14 protein-coding genes are annotated in these 14,603 nt (G+C 71.6%); 7 read left to right on the top strand and 7 right to left on the bottom strand.

The genetic code is table 11. The features are described 5' to 3' along the window. Nucleotides 1–36: 36 nt before the first annotated feature. The 4 genes from MRBLWH7_RS13935 to MRBLWH7_RS13920 are packed head-to-tail and all read right to left on the bottom strand — an operon-like array spanning nt 37 to nt 3,777. Entirely contained in the window at nt 37–1,377 is a 1,341-nt protein-coding gene (locus MRBLWH7_RS13935; protein WP_341995447.1) for a transcriptional regulator, read from the bottom strand. A 54-nt stretch (nt 1,378–1,431) separates the two neighbouring features. After that, complete coding sequence (locus MRBLWH7_RS13930) at nt 1,432–1,809, bottom strand: group 1 truncated hemoglobin (RefSeq protein WP_341995445.1); 378 nt, start codon at nt 1,807–1,809, stop codon at nt 1,432–1,434. 38 nt (nt 1,810–1,847) lie between these two features. Continuing rightward, entirely contained in the window at nt 1,848–2,561 is a 714-nt protein-coding gene (locus MRBLWH7_RS13925) for a DivIVA domain-containing protein (RefSeq protein ID WP_341995444.1), read from the bottom strand. Between the two features lie 13 nt (nt 2,562–2,574). Further along, nucleotides 2,575–3,777 (bottom strand): globin domain-containing protein, encoded by a 1,203-nt coding sequence (locus MRBLWH7_RS13920; RefSeq protein ID WP_341995442.1) that lies wholly within the window; start codon nt 3,775–3,777, stop codon nt 2,575–2,577. A 163-nt stretch (nt 3,778–3,940) separates the two neighbouring features. On the opposite strand from MRBLWH7_RS13920, the gene MRBLWH7_RS13915 reads away from it, so the two are divergent. Continuing rightward, nucleotides 3,941–4,390, top strand: a complete 450-nt coding sequence (locus MRBLWH7_RS13915; RefSeq protein ID WP_341995441.1) for a helix-turn-helix domain-containing protein — start codon at nt 3,941–3,943, stop codon at nt 4,388–4,390. 26 nt (nt 4,391–4,416) lie between these two features. Further along, nucleotides 4,417–4,980, top strand: coding sequence for a hypothetical protein (locus tag MRBLWH7_RS13910; RefSeq protein ID WP_341995440.1), 564 nt, complete (start codon nt 4,417–4,419; stop codon nt 4,978–4,980). Nucleotides 4,981–5,024: 44 nt separating this feature from the next. Here the strand turns inward: MRBLWH7_RS13910 and MRBLWH7_RS13905 are convergent, their stop codons facing one another. Further along, complete coding sequence (locus MRBLWH7_RS13905) at nt 5,025–6,452, bottom strand: CCA tRNA nucleotidyltransferase (RefSeq protein WP_341995438.1); 1,428 nt, start codon at nt 6,450–6,452, stop codon at nt 5,025–5,027. A gap of 45 nt (nt 6,453–6,497) precedes the next feature. Continuing rightward, on the bottom strand, nt 6,498–8,018 hold the full coding sequence (locus MRBLWH7_RS13900) for a methyltransferase (RefSeq protein ID WP_341995436.1): 1,521 nt from the start codon (nt 8,016–8,018) through the stop codon (nt 6,498–6,500). 116 nt (nt 8,019–8,134) lie between these two features. Here MRBLWH7_RS13900 and MRBLWH7_RS13895 point away from each other — a divergent pair, with 116 nt between their 5' ends. The 5 genes from MRBLWH7_RS13895 (at nt 8,135) to MRBLWH7_RS13875 (ending at nt 14,194) form a co-directional block, all read left to right on the top strand. After that, nucleotides 8,135–10,384 (top strand): DUF6049 family protein, encoded by a 2,250-nt coding sequence (locus MRBLWH7_RS13895; protein ID WP_341995434.1) that lies wholly within the window; start codon nt 8,135–8,137, stop codon nt 10,382–10,384. Further along, nucleotides 10,381–12,000 carry a murein biosynthesis integral membrane protein MurJ gene (gene murJ / locus MRBLWH7_RS13890; protein ID WP_341995432.1) on the top strand — a complete coding sequence of 540 codons (1,620 nt, stop codon included), beginning with the start codon at nt 10,381–10,383 and terminating at the stop codon, nt 11,998–12,000. The genes MRBLWH7_RS13895 and murJ overlap by 4 nt, the downstream gene beginning before the upstream one ends. Before the next feature lie 139 nt (nt 12,001–12,139). Continuing rightward, entirely contained in the window at nt 12,140–13,144 is a 1,005-nt protein-coding gene (trxB, locus tag MRBLWH7_RS13885) for a thioredoxin-disulfide reductase (protein ID WP_341995430.1), read from the top strand. Between the two features lie 94 nt (nt 13,145–13,238). Beyond that, the gene (gene trxA, locus MRBLWH7_RS13880) at nt 13,239–13,562 is read left to right on the top strand and encodes a thioredoxin (protein WP_045301944.1); all 324 of its coding nucleotides are present in this window, start codon (nt 13,239–13,241) and stop codon (nt 13,560–13,562) included. 215 nt (nt 13,563–13,777) lie between these two features. Then, nucleotides 13,778–14,194: a YciI family protein gene (locus MRBLWH7_RS13875; protein WP_341995427.1), complete on the top strand. Its 417-nt coding sequence runs from the start codon at nt 13,778–13,780 to the stop codon at nt 14,192–14,194. 23 nt (nt 14,195–14,217) lie between these two features. On the opposite strand, the gene MRBLWH7_RS13870 is transcribed toward MRBLWH7_RS13875, so the two are convergent. Next, nucleotides 14,218–14,565: a tryptophan synthase subunit alpha gene (locus tag MRBLWH7_RS13870; RefSeq protein ID WP_341995425.1), complete on the bottom strand. Its 348-nt coding sequence runs from the start codon at nt 14,563–14,565 to the stop codon at nt 14,218–14,220. Between the last annotated feature and the right edge of the window lie 38 nt (nt 14,566–14,603).

Below are 14,603 nucleotides of genomic sequence, written 5' to 3'. Positions count from 1 at the left end.
CGACTCGCAAGCTCGCTCAACGAGCGGGGGGTGGGGTCAGTCCTCGGACTCGAGCCTCTCGATGCGGGCGACGAGGCCGGCGCGGCGGGGCGAGCGCGCGGGCAGCATCGACAGGCACAGCCGGAGCAGCTCGACGTCGTCGGCGGCGGCATCCGTTTCCGCGAATGCGAGGAGGACGTCGACGGATGCCTCGGCCATGAGTGCTTCGCGGAGCGCGGCGCGCACGGTCTCGCGGAACTCCTCCACCCCCGGCGCGACCGAGTCGGGGAGCACGTCGCCGCGGTAGGCGGCGAGGGCGACGCGGTGTGCGCCCCGGTCGAGCAGCGACAGCACCTGGTGCGCATCTGTCTCGACCTCGACGCCGAGGCGGTACGGGCGCGACTCCGGCACGAGCGCCGGGGCGGCCGACGTGAGCGCCTTGCGCAGGCGCACCATCTCGGCGCGGAGGGTGACGGATGCCGCATCCCCGGCCGACTCTCCGTATACGAGGTCGCCGAGCCGCTCTGCCGACAACCCCTGCCGATGCACGGCGAGCATGAGCAGCAGCTCGGCATGGCGCGGACCGAGCTCGGACACCGTTTCGAAGCCCTCGCCGGTCACCTCGAGCTGCGCGCGGTCGCGGCCGAGCACCCGCAGCGTCGCGCGCGTAGGCTCGGCCCGCCGTGCGGGCGCGCGGCGCGCGGGTCTCTGCGGCTCGGCGCGCACCCGGAGCCGCGCGACCAGCAGCTCGCCTTCGATCGCCCGGGCCGTGGCATCCACCAGCAGCTGCGCCTGAGGCGTGACGGCCTCGAGACCGCCGGTCACGTCGATCACGCCGAGGATGCGCCGCGTCTCGGGGTCGTGCACGGGCGCGGCGCTGCACGACCACGGCTGCACGAGCCGGTTGAAGTGCTCGGCACCGGCGATCTGCACCGATCGGTCGAGAGCGAGCGCGGTGCCCGGGGCCGCCGTGCCGACGGCGTCCTCCGACCAGTTCGCGCCCTCGACGAAGCCCATGTCGCCGGTGAGATGCCGCACGTTGCGGTCGCCCTCGACCCACAGCAGACGCCCGGCGGCGTCGCCCACCGCGACGACGACGCCGGATTCGGATGCCTCGCCCGGAAGCAGCAGCCCGCGCACCATGTCCATGACCGCGGACAGCGGATGGGCGCGGCGGTATGCCTCGAGCTCCTCGGCCGTCAGATCGAGAGGGGGCAGCGTCTCGGCGCCGACGAGGCGCTCGAGCGAGCGGTGCCACGAGTCGCGCACGAGCAGGCGGACGTCGCGCAGCCGCTCGTCGGCGGTGTTGCCTGCCACGAGTTCCTCGTGGGCGCGCTCGATGAGCAGGCGGGAGGTCTCTGGCGAGACCTCGCGGCGCTGCGACCAGGATGATGGCACGGCGGCTCCGATCGACGTCGGTGGAGCGTGCCTCCAGTGTAGGTGCGAGCCGGACTACGCCGCCGCCGTGGTGACCATCGCGCGCAGGGGGAGGAGCGCGCCGGCGACCTGGTCGATCGCGTCGGCGTCGACGCCCGCGTCAGCGAGGGCCGCTGCGGCGTGGCCGATGACGCGGTCGAAGTCGGCGTCGGTGATCCCGCGGCCGGCGTGCGCGACGCCCAGGTCCTTGCCCCGGTATCCGTCGGGGCCGCCGGCCGCGGCGGCGAGGAAGAGCGCCATGTGACGCTTCTGCTCGATCATTCGGGTGTCCTCGAAGAAGGGCGCGAGGGTCTCGTCGGCCATGATCCGGCTGTACAGGCCGTCGACGACCGCGGCGATGCCCGCGCCTTCGCCGAGTCGCTGGTACAGGGTCGCTTCGCTCGTGTCAGTCATGCGGGTGCTCCGATCGTGGGGATGTCGTCGTGCGGGGTTCAGTATTCGATGTCGCTTCGCCGGCGGGGGCCCTCGTCGGAGGGCTCGGCGGGGGCGGGCGCCGGCGCTGGGGCCGCCGCGGTGGCCCGCGCGGTGCCGGCACCGAGGCGTCCGAGCTCCCGCTCGATCGACTCGAGCAGCGAATGCACCTGGGCGGTGGCCATGCGGGCGAACTGGCGGGCGCGCACGACATCGTCCGGCGAGGCGGGCCCCGCGACCTCGAGATCATCCGTGGCGAACGCGAGCGCGGGCGAGCGGTCGGTGGCCCACGACGGGACCGCCGGTGCGCCGGGTGCGGGCGCTGCGGGCGCAGACGCTCCGGCCTGCGCAGCCGCGACCTGACCCGGGTGCGCCGCCGCCTCCTTCTCGATCGAGTGAGCGACCTGCTGAGCCCGCTCCACGATCTCGCGGTACTGCTTGCGTGCGGTCTCGATGAGGTCCCGGGCGTACGACTCGGCCTCGGAGACCGCGTCGTCGGCGATGCGCTGCGCGCTGCTGAGCAGGAGGACGGCTCGGCTCGAGATCTCGCCCTCGTCCGAGCTCACGCCGCTCGCGGTCAGTGCCGCGTTCTCGCGCCAGGCGACCTCGAGCGCGTCGGCCGCCGCGGTCAGCAGCGCGTCGACCTCACCACGGGCGTAGCCGTGGCGTTCGTCCGAGAAGGACGCAGCACGGAGCGATTCCGGCGTGGTGGATACGGATTGGATCGCGGTCATGATCGCCTTCGCTCTACTGGACTCCCAGCGAGACGGCGGGGCGGACGAGCTCCGGGGAGTCTGCTCGTCCGGTGGCGGCGCTGGGTTGCTGGGTGAACGGGTCTTCGTACTTCTCCCTGCGGATGCGGTGCTCGTCGAGGCCTGCGCGGCGCAGGGCGGCGATGGTGTGGTCGACCATGCGGGGCGAGCCGCACACCATCGCGAGGCGGTCGTCCCACGGGCCGTCCGCGGCCGCGAGGTCGCCGATCAGCCCGCGGCGTCCGGGGTGGGAGGGGTCGTCCGAGACGCCGTACTCCACGTCGAGCCATGGCGCGGCGGCGTACTTCTCGAGTTCGGGCTTCGCGTAGAAGCCCCACGGATGCCGCACCCCCTGGTACAGCGCGACGTGCGGGCCGTTCCCGCGGGCGGCGTGGCGTGCGGCGACCTGGTCGATCACGGCGAGCAGCGGAGCGAGGCCGGTGCCGCCGGCGACGAGGAGCAGATCCGGCCACTCGCTGTCGAAGGGCAGGGTGAGCAGCTCGCCGATCGGCGGTCCGAGGCGGACGCGGTCGCCGGCCCGCACGTCGCGCAGCAGCGCTCCGCTGACCTGGCCGCCCGCGACGAGCTGGACGTGGAAGGTGATCGTGCCGTCCGCGCGCGGCGCGTGCGTCGGAGACAGGTAGCGCCACTGGCGGGGTCGCTGCGGGATCTCGATCGCCAGCGACTGGCCGGCCTGGTAGCGGTAGCGGTCATCGGGACGGATCGTCAGGGTGCCGACATCCATTCCCCGTCTCTCGGTCGCCACGACCTCCGCGGCCCATGTCGCGGGCTGTGATTCGACGGACTCGGCGGCCGTGATCATCGTGGTCGCGATGAGCCCGTACGCCTCTGCCCAGTCGGCGGCGAGCTGCGCCGTCCAGGCGTCGCCGAGGAAGTGCTTCAGGGTCGCGAGCAGCGACGCGCCCACCGCGGGATAGTGGGCCGCGATGGTTCCGAACTTGCGGTGATCGCGGCCGAGATCCTCGATGTACGGGACGACGTCCCCGACGCGGTCGACGTTGCTCACCATGTGGCCGAGCGCCTTGACGAGGCGGTCGCGCTGCGCCGCCATCGCGACGGGGAACAGATCGCGAGTCTCGGGGTGAGCGAGGAAGAGGTGCGCGTAGAAGTACCCGGGGACCGCGTCCCCGTGGGCGGCGACCTGATTCCAGGTCCGCTTGAGCGCTACCGCATCCACGTGGTTCCTGTCCCCTCGATCGGTGAGTCGGTCTCGGGCGACGCTAGCGCGTTACAGATGTATCTGCAAAGCATGCACGTGCAACTGCAACCGGATAGCATTGCCCTGTAGAGCGCTCAGGGGTGGTGCGCGACGCAGGTCGGGGGGCCGTATGAGCGTGTTGTTGTCGAACGGGACAGTCTTCGTCGAAGAGGGTCTGAGCGAGGAGGCCGCCGACCTCCTCGGCCGGGTCCCCGATCTGGGCTCCGTCGGGTTCACCGTCACCGCGGAGGACGGGGTCGTGACTCCGATCCCGGCGGAGCTGACCTCACTCCTCACCCATGTCCTCAAGGGTCTCGCCCGCGGGCGCGTGTCGGTCGCCACTCTGCCTGACGAGCTGACCACCACCGTGGCGGCGGAGCTCGTCGGGGTGTCCCGGCCCACCCTGATGAAGCTGGTGCGGACGGGTGAGCTGGCCTCCCACCGGGTGGGAACGCACACGCGACTGCGCACCGCCGACGTCCTCGCACTGCGGCGGAGCCGGGCCCGGGCGCGCCGCGAGGCCCTCGACGCCCTGCGCGAGCTCGACGACGAGTTCGGGGAGGAACGGGGAGCGGAACTCGGAGCCGTTTGACAACCTGCGCTGGGTAGTCTGACCGGGTGCTGCACCGTGTGTTCGTCGACAGCGACGTCCTCGCCGCGCGCACCCCGTACGAATGGCTCGCGCTGCTGCGCCACCAGACCGGGTCCTTCCAGCTGCATTCGTCGGCGGGCGTCGTGGCCGACTCCGTCCGGCTGTGGTCGGGGAGGCAGCCGAGCCGGCGGGCGGCCTCACGGCGGCGGCTCGAGCTCCTCGCGAGCAGCCTCGACGAGGTGATCGGCGCCGTCGAGGCCGACATCGACCTCGAGGAGGCCATCGAGCCCCGCCTCGCCGCGACCGACGCCGCCTCCGCCGGCGCTCACGTGCTGGTCTCGACCCACCCTCGTGGGATCGGGACAGGGGACCCGCTGCCGTTCGAGGTCTGCACCCCCGACGAGTTCCTCTGCCTCATCGACGACACCGCGGGTGCCGACGTGCGGCACGTGACCTCCGCGCAGCGCGAGCGCGTGCTCCTATCGCGCGGAGACCGCCACCAGGGTGCCCTCGCCGACGCGCTCAGCTGGGCCGGCTGCCCTGCCTTCGCCGAGCGGGTCTCCGCGCATCTGCGCGCGCTCGCCGGCTGATTCCGCACAGCGGCGCAGCGCAGCATCCGTCGCCCTGAAAGGGGTCAGGCGCGCGCGGACCACCAGTCGCGCAGGCGGCGCTCGGCCTCCTCTTCGCCGACGATGCCCTCGTCGAGGCGAAGGTCGAGGAGGAACCGGTACGCCTCGCCCACCTCGCGGCCGGGCTTCAGGCCCAGCACCTCTTGGATGCGGTTGCCGTCGAGCTCGGGGCGCATCGCGTCCAGCTGCTCCTGCGCGGCGAGCTCGGCGATGCGGCGCTCGATGTCGTCGTAGGCGCGGGCGAGACGCGCGGCCTTCTTGACGTTGCGTGTCGTCACGTCGGCGCGCGTCAGGATGTGGAGGCGCTCGAGCTCGGCATCGGCATCGCGCACGTAGCGGCGCACCGCCGAGTCGGTCCATGCGCCCTCGGAGTACCCGAAGAAGCGCAGGTGCAGCTCGATGAGCCGGCTCACCGTCGCGATCGTCGCGGAGTCGAAGCGCAGCTCCTGCAGGCGCTTGCGGGCCATCCGCGCGCCCTTGAGGTCGTGGTGGTAGAAGGTCACGCCCCCGCCCGGCTCGAGCCGGCGGGTCGCGGGCTTGCCGATGTCGTGCAGCAGTGATGCGAGCCGGAGCGCGACGTCGGGTGCGGCATCCGGGTTCCGGGTCTTCTCCAGCTCGATGGCCTGCCGCAGCACCGTGAGGGAGTGCTCGTAGACGTCCTTGTGGTGGTGGTGCTCGTCGACCTCGAGCTGGAGCGCGGGGATCTCGGGCAGGAACTCGGCCATGAGTCCCGTCTCGACGAGCAGACGGATGCCGCGCACCGGGTCGTCCGTCGCGAGCAGCTTCACGAGCTCGGCCTGGATGCGCTCGGGGCTCACGATCTCGAGCGTGCGGCGCAGCTCCTGGATCGCGGCCTCGGTGTCGGGGTGGACGGCGAAGCCGAGCTGCGACGCGAACCGGGCGGCCCGCAGCATCCGGAGCGGGTCATCGCCGAAGCTCACGGAGGGGTCGGTGGGGGTGCGCAGCACGCCGTGGACGAGATCCTCGACGCCCCCGGTCGGGTCGACCAGCGTCCGGCCGGGAACGCGCAGCGCCATCGCGTTCACGGTGAAGTCGCGGCGCACGAGGTCGCCCTCGATGGTGTCGCCGAACTCGACGGTGGGCTTTCGTGTGACGCCGTCGTAACTGTCGGCGCGGTACGTGGTGATCTCGACCTGCTCGCCGTGGACGCGCGCACCGATCGTGCCGAATGCGCGGCCGATGTCCCACTGCGCGGACGAGATGGGCTTCACGATCCGCAGGATGTCGTCGGGGCGCGCGTTCGTCGTGAAGTCGAGGTCGTTGGTCGGCCGGCCGAGCAGGGCGTCGCGGACGGGACCGCCCACGATCGCGAGGTCGTAGCCGGCGTCGGCGAACGCGCGTGCCAGCGCGGCGACGACGGGGGACTCGGCGAGCGCGCCGAGGCGCGCGATGCCCTCGGCCATGTTGAGCATGGCACCGAGCTTATCCGCGCGCAGGCTGGGCCTACCGAGCGCCGTTCACGCGAATCGCAGGAACCCGGTGAACGTCAGCTCGCGCACGCGGGGCAGCAGGTCCGCGCGCAGCGCGGTCGCGTCGACGTCGAGCAGATCGGCGATCGCGTCGACCAGCACGCCCACCGGGAGGTCGCCGTCGCACGCCCCGACCAGCGCGGCCAGGCCCGGATCCACGCCCAGCGCCCGGCCGAAGCCGCCGCCCTGGCGCAGTTCGATGACCGTCGGATCCTCGGCGCCGGGCAGGTGGTGGCGCGCCTCGGTGACATCGGGGGCGACGAGGAGAACGGATGCTGCGAGCCCCGCGTCGTCGAGCACGCTCAGGCGGTCGTGGGCCTCGAGGGCGGCGGCGAGGTGCGTGCCGAGGCCCTCGCCCGCGAGCGCCGTGTGGAGCGTCTCGTACCGGGCGAGCGTGGGGCCGCCGTCGGCCGGACGCCGCAGCAGAAGGTACCCGAAGCCCACCTCGGTCACGGCGCGGGCCGCGAAGTCGTCGAGCCAGGCGTCGACGAGTCGTGCGAAGCCGGGCGTGCCGGGCAGCGTGCCGCCGTCTCGCACCCACAACTCGGCGTACGACAGCGGGTCGAGGCTCTCGCGCTCGACCACCCAGGCGTCGAGCGGCACCGGCGACGACTCGACCCACCCGCGCACGCGCTCGAGCCCGGGCGCGCCGTCCCGGGTCTCCCAGTTGCCCAGCAGCTGCGCGATGCCGCCCGGCGCCAGGTGGTCGCCGACGCCCGTCACGAAAGCGGCCACGACGTCGTCGCCGACCATGCCGCCGTCGCGGTACTCGTAGGCGGGAACGTGCGCGACCCGCGGTGTGATGACGAACGGCGGGTTCGACACGACCCGGTCGAACTGCTCGCCGGCGACCGGCTCGAAGAGGCTGCCGAGGCGCACCTCGATGCCGTCGATGCCGTTGAGGAGGGCGTTCAGGCGCGTGAACGAGAGCGCGCGCGGCGAGATGTCGGTCGCCACCACGTGCTCGACATGCGCGCGGGCGCGGAGCGCCTGGATGCCGCAGCCCGCCCCGATGTCGAGGGCGCGCTCGGCGCGGGTCGGCAGCTGCAGCCCGGCGAGCGTCAGCGACGCACCGCCGACGCCCAGCACGTGATCCTCGGGCAGCGGCCCGCCGAGCGCGGCCTCGTCGAGGTCGCTGGCGATCCACCACTGTCCGGACCCGGACGCGTCTGCGTACGACTGCGGCCGCACCACGGCGAGCGGGCGCGCCTCGCCGCCGTCGACCTCGGCGAGCCCCAGCCGCACGAGTCCCGCTGCGCCGGCTCGCGAGAGCGCCTGATCGACGGATGCCACGGCCTGCGGCATCCCGAGCACCAGAAGTCTCCCCAGCACGGCGAGGGCGTCGTCGCGGCTGCCGAGGGCGCGCGACGCCGGCGACCGGAGGCCCCGCGCGATCGCGTCGTCGGCCGCGCCGCCCCACGCGTCGCGCAGGGCTTCGGCGGTGAATCCCGCGCCGTGGAGGTCGGCGGCGAGGTCACGGCAGAGGTCGGTATCCGGTTCGGGAAGCACGGGACCATTCAACCGCGCCGCCTGTCCTCAGGCGGGCTCGGAGCCGCGGACCGTAGAATCTCCTCGATCGTGCGGTCAGGACATCGCACAGGAGCGAACCCCCCGACAGGATGATCGTGACTTCACCGCGAGCCCCGCGGCGTGCCCCGCGCCACGTACCGCGCCTCGTGACCGCCGGATTGGCGGCCGTGGCGGTGCTCGCCGGGCTTCTGCTGCCGGCTCCGGCGGTCGCGGCGGACCCGACGCCGACGCCCTCGCCGACCGCGACGTCCGCCGTCCCCACCGGCACCACCGTGTTCACCCTGTCACCCGTGGCGAACGGCATCGTGAACCCCGGCGACGCGCTGAGCGCGTCTGTCTCGATCCAGAACGGCACGGACGCCGAGGTGGCGCCCACCCCCGTCACGCTGTCGCTCGGGCGCACGCCGATCGCCGACCGCGACGACTTGGGCGACTGGCTCGACGGCACATCGACCGACGTCGCGCTCGAGGCGATCGCCACCGACCAGATCGCAGCGGTCGATCCCGGCGGGTTCCAGGTGCGCGGCATCACGATCGCCGCCGACCACCCGGCGCTCGCGGGTCTCGCTCCCGGCGTCTACCCGCTCGCCGCGTCGTATCCCGGCACGGACGGCACCGTGACGGCCACGAGTACGATGATCGTCCCTCCCGCCGAGGCGACCGACGTCGGCATCGGCGTGATCGTCCCGATCACCACGGGCGCCCTCAGCGAGGGCCTCCTCACCGCGGAGCAGCTCGCCGAGCTCACCGCGCCCGACGGCGACCTCACCAACCAGCTCGACGGCGTGACCGGGACCCCCGCGATCCTCGCTGTCGACCCGGCCGTGCCCGCGTCGATCCGCGTGCTGGGCACGTCGGCGCCCGACTCCGCGCTCGAGTGGCTCACGCGCCTCGAGAGCATCCCGAACTCGCGCTTCGCCCTGCAGTTCGGAGACGCCGACGTCACCGCGCAGCTGCAGGCGGGCCTGCCGCGGCCGCTGCAGCCCACGTCCTTCACCGCATACATGTCGGAGTCCAACTTCGCGGCGCCGACGCCGACGCCGACCCCGGCCCCGTCGGACGCCCCCACGACCGCGCCCACCCCACAGCCCGACGCCGCCCTGCCGAGCACGGACGAGCTGCTGACGGTCGGCCCCGCCACGCGGCAGGGCGTGTACTGGCCCGCCGAGGGCACTGCGGACGCTGAGATCATCTCGCGCCTCACCGACATCGCCACCACCGACGGCACCGCTCCTTCGACCCTCATCCCTTCCTCGACGACGGACGCCGGCTCCGACGGCCGCACCGTCTCGGCGCACGGCCGCGTCGGCGCCGGAGAGGTTCTCGTCCACGACAGCGACGTCTCCGCCGCCCTCGACGACGCATCTCAGCGGGAGGAGCCCTGGCTGCGCGGCGCACCGCTCACCGCCGCGACCGCCTACCTCGCCTTCGCGGCGGCCGAGACGAACGGCCCGCTCCTCGTCACCGTCGGTCGCGGCGACGGGCGCTCCCGCGTCGAGCTCGCGGCGGCCATCTCCGCCGCCTTCTCCGCACCCCGCATGACGCCCCGGACGATCGCGACGGTCGCGGCGGGTGAGGCGTTCGACGTCGAGCTGACCGGCGTCGAGTCCTCGCCGGAGCGCGCGGCCGCAGCATCCGCTCTCGTCGCAGACGAGGGCGAGCTCGCGCGGTTCGCGACGATCCTCGACCAGCCGTCCCTGCTGACCGGACCGGAGCGCGCCGACCTCCTGCAGGTCCTCGGCGTCGCGTGGATCGGTGACACCACGTGGCCGACCGTGCTGGCCGAGCACCGCGCCGCGACCGCCGGCACGCTGGACTCCGTCGCGCTGCTCCCCACGAGCCCGAGCGACCTCTACGGCTCGAGCGCCGCACTGCGGTTCTGGGTGCGCAACGACCTGCCGTACCCCGTCAACCTCGTGCTCTACACGACCCGCGACAATCTCCGCCTCGATGTGCAGGGCGAGACCCCCATCGTCGCGACGCCGCAGAGCAACACGCGCGTCGAGGTGCCCGTGCAGGCGCGCGTCGGCCGCGGCGACGTCACCCTGACCCTGCAGCTGCGCAGCCCCGCGTTCGTCGCCATCGGCGAGCCGCAATCCGTCGAGGTCAACGTGTACGCCGATTGGGAGGCCGTCGGCATCGCCGCCCTCGCCGTGCTCGTCGGCATGCTCCTGCTGTTCGGCATCGCGCGTACCGTCCTGCGCGTGCGCCGCCGACGCAAGGCGACGGATGCTGCCGCCCCAGGTGGTGCCGATGGTGAGACGGTCCTGGGCGCCGAGCCGGACAGGGCCGACGCGAAGGCCGAAGCCGAGGTGCCCGCAGCGGCTGAGGGAGACGTGCGGTGAGCGGGATCGGGCGCGCGAGCGCCCTCATCGGCGCCGGCACGATCGTCTCGCGCCTCACCGGGTTCCTTCGAGGGATCGTCCTCGTTGCGGTCGTGGGTTCGGTGGGCAGCCGCGCCGGCGATGCGTTCGGAACGGCCAACCAGCTGCCGAACAACATCTACGCGATCATCTCGACGGGCCTGCTCACCGCCGTCATCGTTCCCCAGATCGTGCGGGCCGCATCGCACGAAGACAGAGGTCGTTCCTTCATCTCGAAGGTGTTCACGCTCGGCACGGTCGTGCTGCTCGCCGCCACCGCGCTGGCGACCCTCGCTGCGCCCTGGCTCGTGCAGCTGTACGCTCCTGGCTACACGACAGAGCAACTTGCACTCACCACGACCTTCGCGTACTGGTGCCTGCCTCAGATCCTGTTCTACGGCTTCTACGCCTTGGTCGGCGAAGCCCTGAACGCACGCCGCATCTATGGCCCGTTCACGTGGGCGCCGATCGTCAACAACGTGGTATCGATCGGCGGGTTCCTCGCCTTCCTCGCCCTCTTCGGCGGTCCGATCACGACTGCGGCTGACTGGACGCCGGCCATGATCGCGATCCTCGCCGGCACCGCGACATTCGGAATCGTGGTGCAGGCGGTCATGCTGCTTTTCTTCTGGCGACGCACCGGCCTCCACGTGCGACCAGACTTCCGGTGGCGCGGCGTCGGCCTCGGCCAGATCGGGCGCCTTGCAGGCTGGACATTCTTGATGGTCGTCGCGGGTCAGCTCGCGGGACTGCTCCAGTCGCGTGTGCTGTCTGACGCCTCGGGTGCCGGACCTGCCGCGGCCGCGTCAGGTTACGCCTGGCTGCTCTTCATGCTGCCCTATTCGATCATCGTCCTGTCGATCGGAACGCCCTATTTCACCCAGTTGAGCGAGCACGCGCACGCCGGACGCGACGATGACGTTCGCTCCGACATCGGGCGCAGCATCCGCACGCTCGGTGTGTTCATCGTGATCTCGACGTTCGCACTGGCCGCCGCGGCCGTGCCGGCTTCCCGCATATTCACGAACACCGCGAACGAGGCCGTGCAGGCGGCGTGGGTGCTGCTCGCATTCTTGGTCGGTCTGATCCCGCTGGCGGTTCTGTTCGTGATCCAGCGCACCTTCTACGCCTACAACGACACGCGCACTCCGTTCTTCTTCACGCTGCTTCAGTGCGCCATCGTCGTCGCCACGGCACTCGGTGCCCGCACACTCGTGGACGCCGGGGTCATCGGACTGGAGTACCTGGCTGCACTTGTCGCGATCGGCCAGTCGTTCGCCAGCATCGTGCAGGTCGTCCTTGCGACGTGGCTCCTCGAACGCCGCCTCGGAGGTCTGCGCACGGGCGCCTGGATGCTGTCGCTCGGCCGCTTCGTCCTCGCAGCAATTCCCGCGGCGGCCGCTGGCTGGCTCGTCTTCGTGTGGTGCGGTGGCGCCGAAGGCTGGACGGCCTCCAGTCAGATCCTCGGTGCGGCCGGTGCAGCTGTCATCGGCACGGTCGTCATCGCCGTGTACGTCGGCATCCTCGCCCTTTTCCGCGCGCCCGAGCTTGCGGTGGCCACCGGCCTGGTGCGCCGCTTCCTGCCCGGTCGCCGCTGAGTCCGGCCGGCCCATGTGTCCGGGTGGGGCGCGGGGGACGGGCCACGGAATGCCACGCGGTTACCATGTGTTGAGGCATCCGGAGCCGTCACGCGTGTCATGAGACGTTGCGCGGGGCTTCACGAGGAAAGGTGCGCACGTGCGTCAGGTCATCATCATCGGTTCGGGTCCCGCGGGTTACACGGCGGCCATCTATGCCGCGCGCGCCAACCTGAGCCCGCTCGTCGTGGCGAGCTCGGTCGAGGCCGGCGGCGAGCTGATGAACACCACCGAGGTCGAGAACTTCCCCGGGTTCCCCGAGGCGATCATGGGTCCGGACCTCATGGCGAAGATGCAGGAGCAGGCCGAGCGGTTCGGTGCCGAGGTGCTGTACGACGACGTCGTCTCGCTCGACATCGACGGCCCCGTGAAGAAGGTCACCCTCGGCAGCGGCGCCTCGCACGAGGCGGACGCGCTGGTGTTCGCCACCGGCTCCGCGCCCCGCAAGATCGGCATCGAGGGCGAGGCGCGCCTCTCCGGTCGCGGCGTCTCGTACTGCGCGACGTGTGACGGGTTCTTCTTCCGTGAGCGCGAGATCGCGGTCGTCGGCGGCGGCGACTCCGCGATGGAGGAGGCGACGTTCCTCACCAAGTTCGCGTCGAAGGTGCACATCATCCACCGCCGCGACGAGCTGCGCGCCTCGAAGATCATGCAGGAGCGCGCGTTCAAGAACGAGAAGATCGAGTTCGTGTGGAACAGCGAGGTCGTCGACATCCTCGGCGACGACGCGGTCACCGGCGTCGTCCTGGAGGACACCGTCGACGGCTCGCGCCGCGAGCTGGCGCTGGACGGCGTGTTCGTCGCGATCGGCAACGACCCCCGCACGCACCTCGTGCACGACAAGCTCGAGCTCACCCCCGAAGGCACCGTCTGGGTCGACGGCCGCTCGTCGCGCACGTCGGTGCCCGGCGTGTTCGCCGCCGGCGACGTCATCGACCCCACCTACCGTCAGGCGGTCACGGCCGCCGGCAGCGGCACCGTGGCGGCTCTCGACGTCGAGCACTTCCTCGCCGCCCTCGGCGAGGCGGGCGCCCCAACCCCGGACGCCGCCGAGATCGACGGGCTTCCCGGTGCGGAGCCGGTCGCCAAGGTCGAGGCCGCCTAGCGCGAGGACCGGCGCCGCGCAAGCGGGGAACACTTCTCGCGCGTGTCGCGTTGTATGAGCGTGGACAGACTTTCCCACCGAAGGAGAAACACAGATGACCGCCAAGGCGACGACTTCCGCCACGTTCGAGCAGGACGTGCTCCAGGCCGAGGGTCCGGTGCTCGTGGACTTCTGGGCGGAGTGGTGCGGCCCGTGTCGCATGGTCTCGCCCGTCCTCGACCAGATCCAGTCGGAGCACCCCGACAAGATCACGATCCTCAAGCTCAACGTGGACGAGAACCCCGACCTCGCGATGAAGTACCAGATCACCTCGATCCCCGCGATGAAGGTGTTCAACAAGGGCGCCGTCGAGACGACGATCATCGGCGCGAAGCCGAAGTTCGCCCTCGAGCAGGATCTCGCTGCCTACATCGGCTGAGCTGCTCACCTCGTCACGAAAACCCCCGCCGGCCCATTCGGCGGGGGTTTTCGGCATCTACCCGGTGTTTTCGGAATATGCCGGTCGCAGCATCCGCGATTCCCCAGATTTCTTCGTGGCCCGTGTCGATCTGCGCGAGGCTTGTTCGACGGACATGGTGAAGGGGCCGAACGGCCCTCCGACCGGGCCACATCGCCCCGACGAAAGGGAATCCCATGCGTTACATGCTCATCATGCAGGTCGGCTCCGAGGCTGCTGCGGCTTTCGACCCCGAGACCTTCGACATGGCGGAGGCGTACGCCGCGATGGGTCGCTACAACGAGGAACTGCAGAAGGCCGGCGTGTTCCTCAGCGCCGAGGGCCTGTCGGATGCGTCCGAAGGATTCCGCGTCGATTTCGACTCGGTCCCGCCCGCCGTGACCGACGGACCGTTCGCCGAGGCGCGCGAGGTCTTCACCGGCTACTGGATCCTCGAGGTCGCATCGCGGGAGGAAGCCGAGCACTGGGCGCGCAAGTGCCCGCTCGGCCCCGGCACCGCACTCGAGGTGCGTCGCGTCAACGAGCTCAGCGACTTCGATCAGAACGACGAGTGGATCGCCAAGGAGAAGGAGTGGCGCGCCGCCAACTCGTGACCCGGGTTCTCGGGCCGCGTTCGTCAGCTCGCTTCGGCACGCACCGTCGGATCCCACCGGCGGTGCGTGTTGGCGTCGCCGAGCAGCGACCACACGGCACGGGTGAGCGGGGGATAGTCGAGGGCGATCTGCCTCAGCACCCGGTAATGGCGGTTGGCGTTCGGACGCGACCCGCCGTCTGCCGCGATGTTCTCGGCGCGGAGCAGGTAGACGACGAGTTCGTCGACGGACGGCAGATCGTCCATGAACTCCCACGGATCCTCGCCGGCACGAAGGCGCTCGTGCACCAGCACCGAGAGCTCGTCGGCGGCTTCGGCACGGAGCAGCTCGAGGCTCGCACGTCGCCGCGGGGTCTGCTCGTCGTTCGCCATCAAACCAGGGTACGTGGCGATCCCGACACCGTGGGTCA

This window comes from Microbacterium sp. LWH7-1.2 (assembly GCF_038397755.1).
GTDB lineage: Bacteria > Actinomycetota > Actinomycetes > Actinomycetales > Microbacteriaceae > Microbacterium.
Note: the sequence above shows the minus strand (reverse complement) of the source record. Positions and strands in the feature narration are given on the sequence as shown.